The sequence below is a fragment of the Brevundimonas sp. LPMIX5 genome, assembly GCF_003576505.1.
GTDB classification, from domain to species: Bacteria; Pseudomonadota; Alphaproteobacteria; order Caulobacterales; family Caulobacteraceae; genus Brevundimonas; species Brevundimonas naejangsanensis.
This window is the reverse complement of record NZ_QWTZ01000005.1, coordinates 1-15753: the sequence shown is the minus strand read 5'-3', so window position 1 is coordinate 15753 and position 15753 is coordinate 1. Positions and strand designations below refer to the sequence as shown.

At 67.6% G+C, this 15753-nt stretch carries 18 protein-coding genes and 1 pseudogene; 10 read left to right on the top strand and 9 right to left on the bottom strand.

Features of this window, described 5'->3' with window-relative positions:
- A complete protein-coding gene (gene gluQRS, locus D1604_RS07025) occupies positions 1–849 on the top strand; it encodes a tRNA glutamyl-Q(34) synthetase GluQRS (protein ID WP_119412785.1) in 849 nt (282 codons plus the stop codon).
- 80 nt (positions 850–929) lie between these two features.
- Here the strand turns inward: gluQRS and D1604_RS07020 are convergent, their stop codons facing one another.
- Positions 930–1133 carry a cold-shock protein gene (locus D1604_RS07020; RefSeq protein ID WP_003170380.1) on the bottom strand — a complete coding sequence of 68 codons (204 nt, stop codon included), beginning with the start codon at positions 1131–1133 and terminating at the stop codon, positions 930–932.
- A gap of 486 nt (positions 1134–1619) precedes the next feature.
- Between D1604_RS07020 and ppk2 the strand changes: the two genes are divergently transcribed.
- On the top strand, positions 1620–2363 hold the full coding sequence (ppk2, locus tag D1604_RS07015) for a polyphosphate kinase 2 (RefSeq protein WP_119412784.1): 744 nt from the start codon (positions 1620–1622) through the stop codon (positions 2361–2363).
- A 6-nt stretch (positions 2364–2369) separates the two neighbouring features.
- Here the strand turns inward: ppk2 and D1604_RS07010 are convergent, their stop codons facing one another.
- Both D1604_RS07010 and D1604_RS07005 read right to left on the bottom strand, forming a co-directional pair.
- Positions 2370–3008: a hypothetical protein gene (locus D1604_RS07010; protein WP_233551932.1), complete on the bottom strand. Its 639-nt coding sequence runs from the start codon at positions 3006–3008 to the stop codon at positions 2370–2372.
- A complete protein-coding gene (locus D1604_RS07005; RefSeq protein WP_119412783.1) occupies positions 3005–4291 on the bottom strand; it encodes an acyltransferase family protein in 1287 nt (428 codons plus the stop codon). Before D1604_RS07005 ends, D1604_RS07010 begins: the two co-directional genes overlap by 4 nt.
- Positions 4292–4303: 12 nt before the next feature.
- Here D1604_RS07005 and D1604_RS07000 point away from each other — a divergent pair, with 12 nt between their 5' ends.
- Genes D1604_RS07000 through D1604_RS06990 form a run of 3 tightly spaced genes read left to right on the top strand, consistent with a single transcriptional unit; the run spans position 4304 to position 7132 of the window.
- A complete protein-coding gene (locus D1604_RS07000) occupies positions 4304–5248 on the top strand; it encodes a LytTR family DNA-binding domain-containing protein (protein ID WP_119412782.1) in 945 nt (314 codons plus the stop codon).
- Positions 5245–6264 (top strand): UbiA family prenyltransferase, encoded by a 1020-nt coding sequence (locus tag D1604_RS06995; RefSeq protein WP_119412781.1) that lies wholly within the window; start codon positions 5245–5247, stop codon positions 6262–6264. Before D1604_RS07000 ends, D1604_RS06995 begins: the two co-directional genes overlap by 4 nt.
- Positions 6265–6289: 25 nt before the next feature.
- Positions 6290–7132, top strand: coding sequence for a DUF3298 and DUF4163 domain-containing protein (locus tag D1604_RS06990; protein ID WP_119412780.1), 843 nt, complete (start codon positions 6290–6292; stop codon positions 7130–7132).
- A gap of 7 nt (positions 7133–7139) precedes the next feature.
- Here D1604_RS06990 and D1604_RS06985 read toward each other — a convergent pair whose 3' ends face one another.
- From D1604_RS06985 to D1604_RS06975, 3 genes are all read right to left on the bottom strand, one after another.
- Positions 7140–8069, bottom strand: coding sequence for an alpha/beta fold hydrolase (locus tag D1604_RS06985; RefSeq protein WP_119412779.1), 930 nt, complete (start codon positions 8067–8069; stop codon positions 7140–7142).
- Between the two features lie 125 nt (positions 8070–8194).
- Entirely contained in the window at positions 8195–8392 is a 198-nt protein-coding gene (locus tag D1604_RS06980) for a helix-turn-helix transcriptional regulator (RefSeq protein ID WP_024353604.1), read from the bottom strand.
- Positions 8392–8799: a hypothetical protein gene (locus D1604_RS06975; protein WP_119412778.1), complete on the bottom strand. Its 408-nt coding sequence runs from the start codon at positions 8797–8799 to the stop codon at positions 8392–8394. Before D1604_RS06975 ends, D1604_RS06980 begins: the two co-directional genes overlap by 1 nt.
- A 123-nt stretch (positions 8800–8922) precedes the next feature.
- Between D1604_RS06975 and D1604_RS06970 the strand changes: the two genes are divergently transcribed.
- Positions 8923–9495, top strand: a complete 573-nt coding sequence (locus D1604_RS06970) for a hypothetical protein (protein WP_147399889.1) — start codon at positions 8923–8925, stop codon at positions 9493–9495.
- Positions 9482–10147 carry a class I SAM-dependent methyltransferase gene (locus D1604_RS06965; protein ID WP_119412777.1) on the top strand — a complete coding sequence of 222 codons (666 nt, stop codon included), beginning with the start codon at positions 9482–9484 and terminating at the stop codon, positions 10145–10147. The genes D1604_RS06970 and D1604_RS06965 overlap by 14 nt, the downstream gene beginning before the upstream one ends.
- 8 nt (positions 10148–10155) lie before the next feature.
- Here the strand turns inward: D1604_RS06965 and D1604_RS06960 are convergent, their stop codons facing one another.
- The 3 genes from D1604_RS06960 to D1604_RS06950 form a co-directional block, all read right to left on the bottom strand.
- Positions 10156–10728 (bottom strand): NADPH-dependent FMN reductase, encoded by a 573-nt coding sequence (locus tag D1604_RS06960; protein ID WP_024353608.1) that lies wholly within the window; start codon positions 10726–10728, stop codon positions 10156–10158.
- A gap of 77 nt (positions 10729–10805) precedes the next feature.
- Positions 10806–12116, bottom strand: a complete 1311-nt coding sequence (locus D1604_RS06955; protein WP_119412776.1) for a nicotinate phosphoribosyltransferase — start codon at positions 12114–12116, stop codon at positions 10806–10808.
- A gap of 6 nt (positions 12117–12122) precedes the next feature.
- Entirely contained in the window at positions 12123–13988 is a 1866-nt protein-coding gene (locus D1604_RS06950) for a monovalent cation:proton antiporter-2 (CPA2) family protein (protein ID WP_024353610.1), read from the bottom strand.
- A 168-nt stretch (positions 13989–14156) separates the two neighbouring features.
- Here D1604_RS06950 and D1604_RS06945 point away from each other — a divergent pair, with 168 nt between their 5' ends.
- From D1604_RS06945 to D1604_RS06935, 3 genes and pseudogenes are all read left to right on the top strand, one after another.
- On the top strand, positions 14157–14570 hold the full coding sequence (locus tag D1604_RS06945) for a CBS domain-containing protein (RefSeq protein WP_024353611.1): 414 nt from the start codon (positions 14157–14159) through the stop codon (positions 14568–14570).
- A 90-nt stretch (positions 14571–14660) separates the two neighbouring features.
- Positions 14661–15251, top strand: a complete 591-nt coding sequence (locus D1604_RS06940; protein WP_119412775.1) for a hypothetical protein — start codon at positions 14661–14663, stop codon at positions 15249–15251.
- Positions 15252–15353: 102 nt separating this feature from the next.
- Positions 15354–15753: pseudogene (locus D1604_RS06935) on the top strand (PAS domain-containing sensor histidine kinase); the annotation flags it as partial.

The window sequence follows — 15753 nt, the reverse complement described above, 5'->3', positions numbered from 1 at the left end:
ATGTTCGTCACCCGTTTCGCGCCTTCGCCCACCGGCCGCTTGCACAAGGGGCACGCCTTCTCGGCCCTGACAGCGTGGCGGGCGGCGAAGGGTGCGGGCGGGCGCTTCCTGCTGCGGATCGAGGATATCGACCCGACGCGGTGTCGGCCCGAGTTCGAGGTCGGGATCTTCGAGGATCTGGCCTGGCTGGGGCTGGATTGGGAGACGCCCGTGCGGCGTCAGTCCGATCACCTGGCCGACTACGCCGCCGTGGTGGAGGCGCTGGACCGCCACGGCCTGCTCTACCGCTGCTTCCGCACCCGCAAGGAGATACTGGACGCCATCGGCGATGCGCCCCACGGCCCCGCCGAGGCGGCCCGGCCCGGCCCCCATCCGGTCGAAGAAGAAGCGCGTCTGCTGGCTGAAGGACGCCCCTTCGCCTGGCGGCTGTCGCTGGATCGCGCCAGGGAGACGCTGGGCGGCGCCGCCTGGGACGCCTTGAGCTTCATTGAGGAAGGCTCAGGCCCCGACGGCGAAACCGGCCGCATCAAGGCGCGGCCGGAGACGGCGGGCGACGTGGTGCTGGCGCGCAAGGACGCCGGGACGGCCTATCATCTGGCGGTGACCCACGACGACGCCCTGCAAGGGGTCAGCCATGTCATTCGCGGTCAGGACCTGTTCGAAGCGACCCATATCCAGCGGTTGATCCAGGCCCTGATGGGCTGGCCCGCGCCCGTTTATCGCCACCACCGCCTGCTGGCCGGGCCGGACGGCCGCCGCTACGCCAAACGCGACCGCTCCGTCACCCTGGCCGAGTTGCGGGCGGGCGGCCTGACGCCGGATCGCCTCCGCGCGGAGCTGGCGCTCTAAGCTCGCAAAAAGCGCCCAACAAAAAAGACGCGGAGGTCGCCCTCCGCGTCTCTTCCTAGAATCCTTGAGGATTCGCGGCCTTAGAGAACCTTGAGGTCCACAGCCGAGGTCTTGCCGCGCTGGGTTTCCAGCTCGTATTCGACCTTGGCGTTTTCATCGAGGCCCACCAGACCAGCCTTCTGAACGGCGGTGATGTGGACGAAAACGTCCGAGCCGCCGGTGTCGGGTTGAATGAAGCCGAAGCCCTTGGTGGGGTTGAACCACTTGACCGTGCCGGTCGCCATATTGCGTCTCCGTAAACGCGCTTTTCCAGGCGGACGTCCTTGCAGGATCGCCCGTCAGCCCATCTGGACAAGCTCGTTCAGGCGAAGGAGCAAGACGCGGGTTTGGACCCCACGTGAAATCCGGACTGCAGCGATGTTGTCACCCGACTATCCACAGCGGTCAACTGTAAAGCGAATAGGGGCGTACGGGCTTTACAGTTAATTCGGCGCCTGCGCGCACAGGTCGCGCCCCGCCTGCTCGGGCCTCCGCATCCCGCTGCGCCCCCAATATCGTCCGACATCAGCATATCGCCGGACAGACAACAGGATTAGCCGCAGAACTGACGAAAAACCTGCGCCCTTCTAGGGCTGCATACGACAACTTCCGGTAGTTCAGGTCGAAATCTCCTTTTCGGGATGCTGACCCGGAGAAGAGGTTGGAACTCGGGCTGGCGACGCCCGCTGTTTCATCGCAAGGTCGATACATCACGACACAGGGACACGCCGATGGCCAAGGACGACTATGCCGACATCCTCGAAGCCCTGCAGATCCAGATGGTCGAGACTCAGGCCTGGGCCATCGAACAGGGGCTGAAGGTCGTCATCGTCTTCGAAGGGCGCGACGCCGCCGGCAAGGACGGGGCGATCAAGCGGATGACCGAGTATATGGCGCCGCGCCAGACGCGGGTCGTCGCCCTGCCCAAGCCCACCGAGCGCGAGACGACCCAATGGTATTTCCAGCGCTACGCCGCCCATCTGCCGGCGGCGGGCGAAATCGTGATCTTCAACCGCTCCTGGTACAACCGGGCCGGGGTCGAGCCCGTCATGGGCTTCTGCACGCCGGAGCAACATGAGCGGTTCCTGCACGACGCTCCGCATTTCGAGCGGATGCTGACCCAGTCGGGGACCTTGCTGATCAAGCTGTGGCTGGACATCAGCCGCGACGAGCAGGCCCGCCGTCTGGAGGAGCGCGTCGACCATCCGCTGAAGCGTTTCAAGGTCTCAGCCCTGGACGCCGAGGCCCAGGCCCGCTGGAGCGCCTATTCCGCCGCCCGCGACGAAATGCTGAAGCGCACCCATGTCGACTATGCCCCCTGGACCGTGGTGGCGACCGACAAAAAGAAAACGGCGCGGCTGAACATCCTGCGCCACGTCCTGCGCCGTCTGGACCGGCCCGGTCTGGAATGCCGCGAGCCGGACCCTGCGATCGTCTTCTCCGCCGATGCGGCGCCGGGGCGGCTGGCGGAATAGGCGTCGTCAGCCGCCGAACAGGCGCCGGTTCCTGTCGATGAAAGCGCGCATGGCCCGCACCAGCGGCCCGCCTTCGCGCCCCTTCAGATAGGCCCAGCCGGCGCCCGCCCCGATCAGCGCGCCGATTGAGTCGACGATCAGATCCCACATGGTGTCCACCAGGCCGGACTTCTGGGTGTTGAGGCCGAACACCTGGTCCAGGGTGAACTCCCAGATCTCCCACAGGGCGCCGATGGTCACGGCGAAGCAGAAGGCGAAGAAGGCCACCGTGAGGGGCGCCGCCTTCAGCTGGCTTCCCTGCACCAGCATCAGCATCAGCAGGGCGCCGACCAGGCCGAAGGCCACTGCCGAACCGCCGTGCAGCACCACGTCCCACCACCAGTAACGCTCGTAGAAATCGCCCAGTTCGCCCAGGAACAGGGTCGCGCACAGGAAGACGGCGATGGCGGTGACGAAGCCGATCGGCAGGTTCAGCCCGACGCGCGGCGCCAGCCAGAACGGGACAAGCGTCAGCAGGAAGGTCCCGGCGCCGACGAAGGTGACGCTGAACTCCCCCGTCAACAGGCCGCCGACGGCCGCGCCCAGCAGCACCAGCCAGGTCAGGACGAGCAGCCAGGGGAATGGTGACTTCCTGCGTATCGTCATCCGTCCTGTCTGACCGGCTGCTGTTCTCGGGTCTCGAGCCTAACCGGACGGCTCCGAGGCGCAAGCCCGGCGTTGCGCTTCACTCCCAGCACCAGGCCCAGCGGTCCCAGGCGTCGCGCCGTCTCATAGGCCGCCCAGCAACCGCCGAAGGTGACGGCGATCAGCAGCCCCGCCTCCAGCCCCTGCGGCAGACCCAGCTTGGACAGGTGATAGGCCGCGACGACGGTGAGGGTCTGGTGGACGATGTAGAAGCAGAAGACGCCGCCCGTCAGATAGCGCAGCCACGGTCCGCCCCGGTTCAGATAGCGCGCGCCATAGCCCAGCACCGCGGCGATGAAGGCCCACTGATCCAGCGCATAGACGAGTCGCATGGCGGCCCTCAGCGCTTCGGGCGGCGTTCCGCCGTCGCGATAGGTCCAGGCATAGGTCGCCCATCCCGCCCAGGCGCACAGGGCCAGGATCAGCGCCGGTCGCCGCAGCCGTTCATAGGTTGCCTTCAGCACCGCTGAGCGGACGCTGAGAAAGCCGAACAGGAAGGCGCTGAACGACACCGCGTGGTTGTACCAGTCATCGGTCAGGGCGTGGGTCGTCGGAAAGATCCGCGCCAGGGTCCAGCGCAGCAGGAACAGCCACAACACCGGCCAGATCAGCAGGCCCCAGCCCTTCAGGGCGCGCTCCAGCCCTGACTGGATCACAGGCAGCAAACCCCGCCCGAACGCCAGCAGGCCCGCCAGCACGAGGCTGTAGACGAACAGATAGGCCACGAACCACATATGGTTCCACGTCGGCGTAGTCAGGCAGCCGTCGGCGTCGCACCAGCCGCCGGACGCCGTGGCGTACTTCACCCAGAAGTCGGCCAGCCATGGCGAGCGCGCCGGATCGACCACGCCCAACCCCTGAGCCGCCTCGACCACCTCGTAATAGGACTGCGGCGGCACGATCACGAACATGGCGAACAGCAGCGGCGGCAGCAGACGCCAGGTCCGCGACCCGGCGAAACGGCGCGCGGCGCCCTTCCCCTCGCCCTCCAGACTGTCGAACAGGAAACGGGTCGCCGCGCCCGACACCAGAAACAGCAGGGTCAGCCGCCAGGGGTTGGTCAGTTGCATGACCGGCTCCAGCCATTCGACCGGCTGCGGGCTGTTCACATGCCAGTCCCAGGGCACGTAGAACATGCCGACGTGGTAGAGGATCAACAGCATGAAGGCGCCGACCCGGATCCAGTCCAGGTCATGGCGGCGCAGGGCTGCGGGGGTTTCGGATGCGAGGGGTTCTGAGGACATGGACGACCTGACATGACGGAAACGACGCCATCGGCCGTGCCTCGGGCGCCCCGCGCCCGGCAAGGCGCGGGGGCTGAACAGTCGGACGCCGGGGCCGGGTTGCAGGCGTCAGTGACGAACGGCGCGCCTGTCGGGACGAAAAGCGCGGACAGACGCGACCTGCTGGCCGGCGGGACGATCCTGCTCGCCGTTACCCTGGCGTTTCTGGTGGTCAACGCCCTGACTGTTCTGGCGGACTGGCCGGACCTGCGCCCCTGGGCGCCGTGGCTGTGGGAAGGGTCCAGCGCCCTTGCGCTGATGCTTTTGATCTGGCTGCCGTGGCGGGCGTCGGGCGCGGCGCCGTCATCGCTGTTGCACGAAGGATGGCGGGCGCGGGGGCGGTTTCTGGCCGTGCATCTGGGCGCCGCCATCCTGTTCAGCCTGCTGCACGTCGTGCTGATGGTGGGGATGCGGCACGGGGTCTACGCCCTGCTGGGAGAGGTCTATGACTATGGACCGCCCATCGAGAAGTTCATCTATGAACTGCGCAAGGATGTGCTGAGCTACGCCCTGTTCGTCGGCGTTTTCTGGGGATCGCGCAGCCTGCGCGAGGCGCGCGAGACGCCGCTGCGACCCGTCAGCTTCGACATCCGCGACGGGGGGCGGCTGATCCGGGCGCCGCTGAACGACATTCTGGCCGCGACCTCGGCGGGCAACTATGTCGAGTTCGTGCTGGCCGACGGGCGCAGACCGCTGATGCGCGTCACCCTGTCGGCGGTCGAGGGCGAACTGGCGCGCTTCGGCTTTGTGCGGACGCACCGGGGCTGGCTGGTCAACGCCGCGAGGATGACCGGACTGCGGCCCGAAGGCTCAGGCGACTGGACCGTGGAGCTGGGCGTGCTGGAGGCCCCGCTGTCGCGCCGTTACGCCGAAGCGCTGGACCGGCTGCGGACACAGGGGTTAAGACCGCCCGCATGAACACAGCCCCGCTTCCCGACGCCGCCGGCCAGAACTGGGTCGACCGTCATGCGCCCGAGCGTCTGAAGCCTTGGCTGAAGCTGGGCCGCTTCGACCGGCCGATCGGGACATGGCTGCTGCTGCTGCCCGGCTGGCAGGGGATCATGCTGGCGCTGAACCAGTATGATCGACCGTTCGGCGGCTATGAGGTGTGGCTGATCATCGGCTTCGCCGTCGGGGCCGCCCTGATGCGCGGGGCAGGCTGTGCGGTGAACGATATCGTCGACCGCGACTTCGACGCCCAGGTGGCCCGCACCGCTCTGCGCCCCATTCCGGCAGGCCAGATCAGCGTCAAGCAGGCCTGGGCCTTCGTCGGCGGCCTGTCGCTCATCAGCCTGTGCATCCTGCTGACGATGAACCTGATGTCGGTGCTGCTGGGCGCCCTGTCGCTGGGGCTGGTGGCCGCCTATCCTTTCATGAAGCGCATCACCTGGTGGCCGCAGGCGTGGCTGGGCCTGACATTCAACTGGGGCGCCCTGCTGGGGTTCGCGGCCGCGACGGGGGGCCTGTTCGCCCTGGGCTGGCTCTATGTGCTGCAGGTCAAGATCAGCGGCGACAGCTACTGGATGGCCGAGGGCCTGAACCGCATGGGGAACGTCGCCCTGTCCGCGGGCCTGCTCTACGCGGGCGGCGTCTTCTGGACCCTGGGCTACGACACCATCTACGCGCTTCAGGACATCGAGGACGACGTCATGGCCGGGGTGAAGTCCTCGGCGCGGGCGCTGGGCGGCAAGGTGAAGGAAGGCGTGGCCGTCTTTTACATCCTGGCCGTGGCCCTGGCGGGCGCGGCGGGCTACGTCGCCGGTCTGGGGCCGGTCTTCTATGTCGGTCTGGCGCTCTACGCCCTGCATTTTGTCTGGCAGGTGCGGCGACTGCAGCCGGACGATCCGAAACTTTCCCTGCGTCTTTTCAAATCAAATCGCGATGCGGGGTTGATCCTTCTGGCCGCCATCGCGTTCAACGGCCTAGCTTTCTGATCGAACCGTTCCAAAGGAGCCCGGCATGATCCCTTCGCGCCCCCTTCGCGTCCTTCTCGTCACCGCCGCCGTCGCGGCCTCGCTCGCAGCGTGCCAGCGCAATGAGAAGAAGGAGGCCCCTGCTGCGCCGACCGCCTCCGCCCATGCCGTCGAAGGGCCGCTGAAGTACGACAGCGCCACGCCATACGCCAAGGTCAGCCTGAGCCTGCCCGAGGCCGTGCTGTCCTATCCGGCGCTCTACACCCCGCTGTACCGCGACGAGGTGGCCAAGCTGAAAGAATACGCCGAGGGGGCCCAGGCCGACCGCACCGAGGCGGGTTCGCCGGAAGGCATGCCCCCCTATGAAAAAACAATCGTCTACGGCGCCCCGATCGAGACCGGCCGCCTGTTCAGCCTGATGCGGACCGACTTCGACTATTCGGGCGGCGCCCACCCGAACACCGTGGCCACGGGCCTGCTGTGGGACAAGTCCGAAGGCCGTCGCATCGCCGCCGCCGATCTGCTCGCCGAAAAGGCCGACAAGACCAATCTGGAGCGCGCCCTGTGCCAGGCGGTGAACACCGCCAAAACCAAGCGTCCCGGCGCCACGCCCGTCTCGACCACCGGCGAGATGTGGACCTGTCCCAAGCTGAAGGACGTGGCCGTGACGCTGGCGCCGGGCTCCACGCCGGGCAAGGCGGGGGGCCTGACCTTCCTGCTCGACGCCTATGCGGTTGGTCCCTACGTCGAGGGCGCCTACTACCTGACCCTGCCGCTGTCGGCCTTCCAGAGCGCCCTGTCGCCGGAATATGCGGGCGAGTTCGAGGGCGCTCCGATCAAGTCGGGCGACGTGACCGACGACCTGCGGCTGAAGGCGCCGGCCGCCTGATCAGCGGTCAGTCCTCGCTCTTGAGGAAGGCGTCGATCAGGGCGTTAAGCCGCTCCGGCTGATCGATCATGATGAAGTGCCGGGCGTCGTCGACGCGCTTCAGCGTCACGCCCGGCAAGGCGGCGTACTCGCGGCTCCAGACGGCGTCGGCCAGGGCGGCGGGCGCCCCGCCGTTCGCGTCCGAGGCGTAGACGGCCCAGACCGGCGTGGTCATGGCCGCCAGGCCCGGGCGCGCGTCGGTCGTCATCACTTCGCTGATGGCGGACGCCATCGCCTGGCAGTCGGAGGCCATCGACCAATCGACCATGGCGCTGCGCCCGGCCTCGTCGCGCATCATGCCCACGGCCGTCTGCTGCTGCTGGACACGGAAGGCCGCCTCGTCTGCGCTCAGAATGGCGGCGGCGGCCTGATCGGCGAAGGGCTGGGCCGTCTGCGGCGTGACCTGCGGGCCGAACATGGCGCTGAAGAAGGGCAGGCTGTCCACGCTCATCACGCGACTGACCGCCTCGGGATGCTGCTGCGCCAACAGCAGACTGCTGAGTCCGCCCATCGAATGGCCGATGACGGCAGGCCTGTTGAGGGTCGCCGCATAGCGGGCCAACTCATCGACGACCGGCTGAACGAAGGCGCCGTCCCCGTGCGCCCACGGCTCGCCTGCAAAGCCCGCCAGCTGCACCAGATGAACGCGATGCGAGGCCGACAGGCGCCGGGCCAGCGGCCGCCAGACTTCGCGTGAAGAGGCGAAGCCGGGGATCAGGATCACGTCCGGCCCCTGCCCGATCACCTCGACCGACAGGCGGTCGGAGACGAAGGCGGACGCCTCGGCAACGGCCGGTTCGGCCTGGGCAGGCGAGACGATACTGGCGACGCTGAAGCCGACGGCGGCGGCCAGGATGAAGGCGCGCAGTATCTTGGCGGGAGCGGAGATCTTGGTCATGGCGTTTCCTTATGTGTCGGCCCTGCCCGCTGTTCAGCGCACAGCAGGGTTCGCCCCTCGGATCAGGCCCGAGGATGAAGGCGATGAAGCGAAACAGGAGAGTAAGGTTTTCCTGACTTTACACGTCAGGCATGCGGGTTCTCGAAGATGTCCTCGACCGGCCGCTCGAACAGGGCGGCGATGCGATAGGCCAGATCCAGCGAAGGGTCGTGCTTCTCTGTCTCCAGAGCGTTGACCGCTTGTCGGGACACGCCCAGCGCCTGGCCCAACTGCTCCTGGGTCCAGTTCCTCTCGGCGCGCAGCAACTTCAGCTTGTTCTTCATCAGTTCGATGACCGGATGAAAGGCGCCACCAGGCCGAACGCAGCCCAGAACAGCGGATAGATCAGCCAGGCCGGCAGATGCGGCGCCCCGGCGAAACTCTCGCCGAAGCCCCAGAATGTCGCCGCCGCCATCGCCAGTCCCGACGCGATGATGAACTGCTTGGCAGCGACCATGCGCACGAACTCGTCGCTTTCGCGCATCAAGGCCAGGGTGGCCCAGAGCTGGCCCACCACCGGCGCGGCGACCGCCGCCGCCAGCGCCCATCCTGCCGGCTTGCCCATCAGTTCGTCAAAAGCGTCCGTGGTCATCATCGCCACGCAAATCAACATGTAGGGAATCATGAAGGCGAAGGTGCGCAGGACATAGCGGCGTCCCGCCGGGGTGTATTGCTTGGAAAGGGTCAGCATGGCAGGCGCTCCTGACTTTATGTCATGAAAACCTGACATCATAGTCGTGTCATGTCAACCTGACTTTTATCAGCCCGTGCTGACTTTATTGCCACGAGCTTCAGCGCCCCCTAGCTTGCCCTCATGCGTAGTCTTCTCGCCCTCGTCGCTGCTTTCCTGACGACAGCCGCGCCGCTCTCAGCGCTGGCTTCCGCCACCGCGCCATTCCATGCGGAAGACGTGCGCGGCGCCCGCGACTACAGGGACCTGCCGCGCCTGGACGGGGCGCGTATTCGCGCCTGGCGGCAGTTGTCGGTGGCCGAGATCACCTTGCCGACCGCAGCCGTGGCCGAAGGCGCCGCCACCGAAGACGCCCATCGCATCCAGGGTCAGATCAATCATCTGGACTACGTCGTCCGCCCCGCCATCGCGTCGATCGACATGGCCCGGCACTATGAAGACGCCCTTCGCGAGGGCGGTTATGAGACCGTCTTCTCCTGCACCGGCATCGCCCGCTGCGGCTCGGGCATGGGCGCCCTGATCCTGCTCAGCGACACGGTGGCGCCCGCCGGGTTCGCCGACGGCGTGTTCAACGATCAGTTGCGGGTCATCGTGGCGCGCAAGGGTTCGACCTGGGTGCTGCTGCACATGACGCGCGGGCCGGACCGGTCGCTGGTCTATCAGGCCGTCATCGAGGGCGCCCGTGAGCTCGACTAGGCGCATCGCCGACCCTGCCCGCTTCATACGCGATAACACCCGCCTTCAACCCGTTTCGCATACGCCCGAAATCTCCCTGTGGCTGGCCGATGAGGTCACGCCGATCTGGCGCCTGACCGAGGAGGAACTGGGCGAGATGGGCCTGCCTCCGCCGTTCTGGGCCTTCGCCTGGGCGGGGGGACAGGCGCTGGCGCGCTGGTTGCTGGACCATCCGCAGGCGGTTGCCGGGCGCCGGGTGCTGGACCTGGCCGCCGGATCGGGTCTGGTGGGGATTGCGGCGATGAAGGCGGGCGCGGCCTCGGTTCTGGCCGCCGACATCGACCCCTTCTGCGCCGCCGCCGTCGCCGCGAACGCGCAGGCCAACGGCGTTCAGATCGCCTTCACCGCCGACAATCTGCTGGAGGCCGCGCCCGCGTCGTTCGACCTGATCTGCGCAGGGGATGTCTTCTATGAGGGGCCGATGGCGCAGGCGATGCTGGCGTGGCTGAAACAGGCGCGAGCGACCGGGACAACCGTGCTGGTCGGCGACCCCGGCCGCACCTACTTCCCTAAGGAAGGCCTCAGCCTGCTGGCCGAATACCGGGTGCCGACAACGCGCGAGTTGGAGGACCAGGAGGTCAAGCGCACGCGGGTCTGGTCGCTGGACGCCTGACGCCCCCCTCAGGCGTCTCTCGGCAGGACGGTCAGCACCCGCGCCATGTGCTGGTGGAAGGCTTCCATATAGTCGCGCAGGAACTGTTCCGTGTCGGGAACCGAGACGTTGCCGTCATCGTCGATCAGGTCCGGCTTGAACTGGATATAGGCCTCGACCGCGTTCATCTGCGGTGCGTTCAGGAAGCCCAGGATGGGGCGCAGGGCCTGCTGTCCGACCGCCGTGCCGATGGCCCCGATGGAGGCGCCGATGACCGCCGTCGGCTTGTTCTTGAAGACATTGGTCCCATAGGGGCGGCTGGCCCAGTCGATGGCGTTCTTCAGCCCGCCAGGGATGGAGCGGTTGTATTCCGGCGTAACAATCAGGATGGCGTCCGAGCCCTTGATCGCCGCCTTGAAGTCGTTGGCGACGGCCGGATAGTCGGCGTCGTAATCGTAGGAATAGAGCGGCAGATCGGCGAAGCTGATCTCGGTCATGTTCAGCTTGTCCGGCGCCAGCCGAACCAGGGCCTTGGCCAGTTTGCGGTTGATCGAGCCCTTGGCCAGGCTGCCGATGATATAGCCGACGTTGTAGGTGGTCATGAGGGGCGTCCTGCTGGGTGAGGGCGGCGTCTACGGCCGCTGGCGAGTCAATGCCCAGCCAAGCTTGGCGGTTCCGTTCAGACGCGAACGGCCTGACGCCCCCGCCCCGCCTCGCCGAAAACACGCAGATAGCGTTCGATCTCGGCGCGGTCGCCGGTGGCCTTTTCGACGTTGTCCGACAGTTTGACCGCCGGACGGCCCGCCGCCTGCGTCACCTTGCACACCAGCGACAGGGGCAGCAGTTCCGGCGCCTCTACGGGGGCGCAGTCGCGGAAATCATTGGTCAGATTGGTGCCCCAGCCGAAGCTGGTGCGCACCCGGCCCTTGAAGTGGGCGTGGGCCGCCTCGATGCCGTCGACGTCCAATCCATCGGCCAGAACCAGCAGCCGCTGGCGCGGGTCGCGGCCCTTGGACGCCCACCACTTCATGATGATCTCGCCGCCCTCGATCGGCGGGGCGGAATCGGGGCGGAAGCCTTTCCAGTCGGCCAGCCAGTCAGGCGCGTCGTCCAGAAACGCCTGCGTGCCGAAGGCGTCCGGCAGGGCGATCAGCAGATTGCCGTCATAGGCCGCGCGCCATTCCTCCAGCACCCGATAGGGCGCGGCGCGCAGGGCCGCCTCGTCTTCGCCCGCCATCGCCGCCAGGACCATCGGCAGTTCGTGGCCGTTGGTGCCGATGGCCTCAAGGTCGTTGTTCATCGCCAGTAGCACGTTGGAGGTGCCGATGAAGGCGCCGCCCAGCCCTTCCTTCAGCGCTTCGACGCACCAGCCCTGCCACAGAAAGCCGTGGCGGCGTCGCGTGCCGAAGTCAGACAGGGCCAGCGGCTGCAGCTTTCTCAGCCGCTCGATCTTGCTCCACAGCCGGGTCTTGGCGCGCGAATAGAGGATGTCCAGTTCGAACCGCCCCATGCGGCGCAGGGCTCGGCGGCTGCGCAGCTCGTTCAGGATCGACAGGGCGGGGATTTCCCACAGGGTCACGTCGGCCCAGCTTCCCGAAAACTCGAGCCGATACTGGCCGTCGGCGCTGCGCGAGAGGTCGTATTCCGGCAGACGATACTCGGCCAGCCACGCCAGGAAATCAGGGCTGAAGATCTGCTTCACCCCATAGAAGGTGTTGCCGCCCAGCCAGATCAGCTCGCGGTTGGTGAAGCGCAGTGACCGGGCGTGGTCCAGCTGGGCACGCAGTTCGGCCTCGTCCACCTCTTCGGCCAGCCGCACCGAAGTCGTGCGGTTGATCACCGAGAAGGTCACCGGCACGTCGCGGAACCGCCGCCAGATCAGCTGCAACATCAGCAGCTTGTAGAAGTCGGTGTCCAACAGGCTGCGGACGATGGGGTCCAGACGCCAGCCGTGGTCATAGGCCCGCTTGGCCAGGTCGATGTTCGCCATACCCGATCAGTCCGCCTTTCGTTCCGCCGGTTCGAGAACCGCTTCCGCCGGGGCCTCGTCCTCATTGACCAGCCGCCCCTCGCGGTGCGGCTTGATATAGGGAGTCGGCTTGGGCGTCGGCATATTGCCCCGCATCATGGCCCGCCCGGCCCCCAGACCGCCGGTGACCTCCAGGTCCAGCCGCGCCTCGTCGCGGCGGCGCACGTCGGCGATGACCTCAGCAGCTTCGTCCTGCGGCAGGCCTAGCTCCTCCAGCACGGCCTGACCGAACTTGAGGGCGGATTCGAAGGTCTCGCGCACCTGATAGTCCACGCCCGCCTGGATCAGGCGCAGCGAATGCCCCCGGTCGAAGGCGCGAACCAGAAGCTTCACGCCCGGAAACTCGGACTTGACCAGCTGGACGATGCGGTCGGCGGTCTCGGGCCTGTCGACGCAGACCAGCACCGCTTCGGCCCGCCCCGCGCCCGAGGCCCGCAGCGTGTCCAGCCGCGTGCCGTCGCCGTAATAGACCTTGAAGCCGAAGTTACCGGCCGCCTGGATCATCTCCACGTCGTTCTCGATGATCGACACGTCCACGTCGCGCGCCAGCAGGGGCTGGGACACCACCTGAGCGAAACGGCCGAAGCCGATGATCAGCACCTGGCCGCCCAGACCGTCGGCGGCATCGACGCCCTCGGCCTCTTCCGGCGACAGGCCCGCCTCCTTCGGCAGGAGCCGCTTCAGGGCCAGCGTCGTCAGCGGAGTCAGCGCCATCGACAGTATGACGATGGCCGTCAGGGCCGCGCTGGCCTGGGCGTCGATCACGCCGGCGCTGGCCGCCGCGCCGTACAGGACGAAGGCGAACTCGCCGCCCTGTGCGAACAGGGCCGCCCGCTCGACCGCTTCATGATGGCGGGCCCTGAACAGGCGGGCGACGACATAGATGACCAGCGCCTTGACCGCCATGAAGGCGGCCAGCCCGGCGACGACGATGCGCCAGTCGTTGATGACCACGCCGATGTCCAGCGCCATGCCCACCGACAGGAAGAACAGGCCCAGCAGGATGGCGCGGAACGGCTCCACATCGGCTTCCAGCTGGTGCCGGAAGGCCGAGTCCGACAGCAGCACCCCGGCCAGGAAGGCGCCCATGGCCATCGACAGGCCGACCTCGTCCATGATCCAGGCCGTGCCCGCCACCACCAGCAGGGCGGCGGCCGTCATCACCTCACGCCCGCCGTTGCGGGCCAGGAATCGGAACGCCGGATTGATGGCGTAGACCCCGACCGCCAGGACCCCCGCCAGGGCCGCCAGCGCCAGTCCGATCGACCGCCACAGAGGCGTCTCGCTCTCGGCTGCATGCCCAAGGGACGCGCCCAGCAGGGCGACGATGGCCAGCAGGGGCACTATGGCCAGATCCTCGAACAGCAGGATGCTGACCGCCCTCTGGCCGCCGGGCGTGGGCAGGTCGCCGCGCTCTTCCAGCATCTGGATGATGACAGCGGTCGAGGACATGACGAAGCCCATCGCCCCGACAAAGGCGACCGGCGCCGAAACTCCTGCCGCCATCGCCACGCCGGTCAGGGCCAGCCCCGCCAGCCCGACCTGTGCCGAACCGAGGCCAAAGATCTCCCGCCGCATCCCCCACAGGCGCTTGGGCCGCATCTCCAGCCCGATGATGAACAGGAAGATGACCACGCCGAACTCGGCGACGTGCAGGATGACTTCAGGCTCACGGAACAGGGCCAGACCGAAAGGACCGATGGCGACCCCCGCCGCCAGATAGCCGAGCACCGAGCCCAGCCCCAGCTTGCGGAACACAGGCACAGCCACGACGCCCGCCGCCAGCAGGGCCGCCACATGGCCCAGGTCCAGTCCCGTCGCAGCCTCGGCCATCGCTCACCTTTGATGATCTGGTTTCTAATAGTGGGGGCGAACGCGGTCGATTGCGAGAGGCGCCGTCGCTCCGCCTGCGCCGACAAATGCGCCCCTGTCGGAACTGCGTCCCCCGCACGCGGGTTTCCCCGCAGGGCCGCAAGGAGCCCCTTTCACCGGGAGAACGCCATGAAGATTCGCGACGTGATGAGCAAGGACGTGCAGGTCGCCCGCCCCGAAGACACTCTGCAGACCGTCGCCGGACGGATGGCGGCGGGCGACTTCGGCTTCATCCCCGTGGCCGACGGCGATCGGCTGATCGGCGCCCTGACCGACCGCGACATCGTCGTGCGCGGCGTGGCCTCGGGCGCCGGGCCGGAGGCGAGGGTGCTGGACGTTCTGTCGCGCGACGCCCTTGTGGTGCGGGCCGACGATGATCTGAAGGTCGCGCTGGACCTGATGTCGTCGCGTCAGATCCGCCGCCTGCCGGTGGTGGACAAGGACGGCCGCCTGGTCGGGGTGGTGTCGCTGGGCGACCTGTCGACGCGGGTCAAGGAACGCTACGCGGGAGAAGCGCTGGAAGAGATTTCCCGTCCCAGCTGACAGCCTTAAGGCCCCGCTAACCACGTCGCGGAACCCCACGATAACAGCTGATGCGCCATGCTGCCTCTTTGATTTTCAGGGGAGACCGGCATGGCGCGCGCCCAGTTCCAGAAGGGCCAGAAGGTCTGGGTCGAAAGCGTCGGCGTCTGGGCCCAGGTCGAGAAGGTCAATCCCGTCTGGGCCAAGGGCTTCGACGAGCCTGTCCGCATCACCTATGACGTGGGTCTGGGCCGTGAGTTCGCCGGCGCCGAACTGCAACTGCCCGCAGAGGACCGCGCGGCCACGGCCATAGGCGACTGGCGCATCCTGCGCGCGCGCAACAAATGGCAGGATGTCGCCGACTGCGCGCACCATCCCTTTCCCGGCAGCTATCCGGTCGTCGTCACCGACAAGGCTGACTGGGGCGGCTGGCGCGTGCCCGGCGCCGAATACGACCGCGATCCTCAGTGCATCGAGTTCCAGTCGCGCCTGATCGCCGCCGCGCCCGAACTGATGGATCTGGCGCGTGAAATCCTGGCCTCAGTGGCCGAGGCGCCCGATGACGCTCCACCCGAGACGGTGCGTCTGGCGCGACGGGCGCAGACGGTGCTTCGCCGGATCACTGATGTTCTCGCCCCTCCGCCCCAAGCCTTGCGAACGGGGTCGGGCGACACCGCAGCGCCTTTCGAAACTGAGGCTTAGCGGCCAGACTCCGCCTTGATGTCGCCTCCCGGCCGCCGACCCTCGACAGGAGTCGGCGACACAGCCTAGATTCTTCGCTGAATCGGCACAGGAGGTCGCCTTTTGCAGGGCATAGAGCGGCGCAGCTATGGGCCGGGCCGCAGGGCCACGGACCGACAGGGCGCGCGATCCGCTCCCTGGGCGCGCATCCTTGCGCTTGCCGTCGCCATTGCACTTGTGGCTTACGCCCTTCTGGTCCTGCGTGAGGCTGATCGACCCCGCCGCGAAGCTGAGGCCGCCCGCATCGAAGCGCTAAGCCTCGAAGCCCGCCTGGCCGCGTCGCAGGTCGAGGCCCAGGCCAACCGCGCAGCTCTGGCCCTGCGCGCGGGCGCCCGCGCGCTGAACCAGACGCCCGCCCAACCCGCCGCCGCCCTTGACCATGCGCGCGGCCTGGCCCCCGAAGCCGCCTTCATGATCGTGGATGCGCAGGGCCGGATTCTGGCCGCCAGCGGCGCGCGCCTTT

Bases quoted from the DNA above. Each gene is read 5' to 3' on its own strand.
- ppk2 (WP_119412784.1), top strand. From the start codon at position 1,620: ATGGCCAAGGACGACTATGCCGACATCCTCGAAGCCCTGCAGATCCAG.
- D1604_RS06985 (WP_119412779.1), bottom strand. From the start codon at position 8,069: ATGACCAAGATCTCCGCTCCCGCCAAGATACTGCGCGCCTTCATCCTG.
- D1604_RS06990 (WP_119412780.1), top strand. From the start codon at position 6,290: ATGATCCCTTCGCGCCCCCTTCGCGTCCTTCTCGTCACCGCCGCCGTC.
- D1604_RS06950 (WP_024353610.1), bottom strand. From the start codon at position 13,988: ATGGCCGAGGCTGCGACGGGACTGGACCTGGGCCATGTGGCGGCCCTG.
- D1604_RS06945 (WP_024353611.1), top strand. From the start codon at position 14,157: ATGAAGATTCGCGACGTGATGAGCAAGGACGTGCAGGTCGCCCGCCCC.
- D1604_RS06960 (WP_024353608.1), bottom strand. From the start codon at position 10,728: ATGACCACCTACAACGTCGGCTATATCATCGGCAGCCTGGCCAAGGGC.
- D1604_RS07000 (WP_119412782.1), top strand. From the start codon at position 4,304: ATGACGGAAACGACGCCATCGGCCGTGCCTCGGGCGCCCCGCGCCCGG.
- D1604_RS06975 (WP_119412778.1), bottom strand. From the start codon at position 8,799: ATGCTGACCCTTTCCAAGCAATACACCCCGGCGGGACGCCGCTATGTC.
- D1604_RS07010 (WP_233551932.1), bottom strand. From the start codon at position 3,008: ATGACGATACGCAGGAAGTCACCATTCCCCTGGCTGCTCGTCCTGACC.
- gluQRS (WP_119412785.1), top strand. From the start codon at position 1: ATGTTCGTCACCCGTTTCGCGCCTTCGCCCACCGGCCGCTTGCACAAG.
- D1604_RS06995 (WP_119412781.1), top strand. From the start codon at position 5,245: ATGAACACAGCCCCGCTTCCCGACGCCGCCGGCCAGAACTGGGTCGAC.
- D1604_RS06980 (WP_024353604.1), bottom strand. From the start codon at position 8,392: ATGAAGAACAAGCTGAAGTTGCTGCGCGCCGAGAGGAACTGGACCCAG.
- D1604_RS06970 (WP_147399889.1), top strand. From the start codon at position 8,923: ATGCGTAGTCTTCTCGCCCTCGTCGCTGCTTTCCTGACGACAGCCGCG.
- D1604_RS06940 (WP_119412775.1), top strand. From the start codon at position 14,661: ATGGCGCGCGCCCAGTTCCAGAAGGGCCAGAAGGTCTGGGTCGAAAGC.
- D1604_RS07020 (WP_003170380.1), bottom strand. From the start codon at position 1,133: ATGGCGACCGGCACGGTCAAGTGGTTCAACCCCACCAAGGGCTTCGGC.
- D1604_RS06955 (WP_119412776.1), bottom strand. From the start codon at position 12,116: ATGGCGAACATCGACCTGGCCAAGCGGGCCTATGACCACGGCTGGCGT.
- D1604_RS07005 (WP_119412783.1), bottom strand. From the start codon at position 4,291: ATGTCCTCAGAACCCCTCGCATCCGAAACCCCCGCAGCCCTGCGCCGC.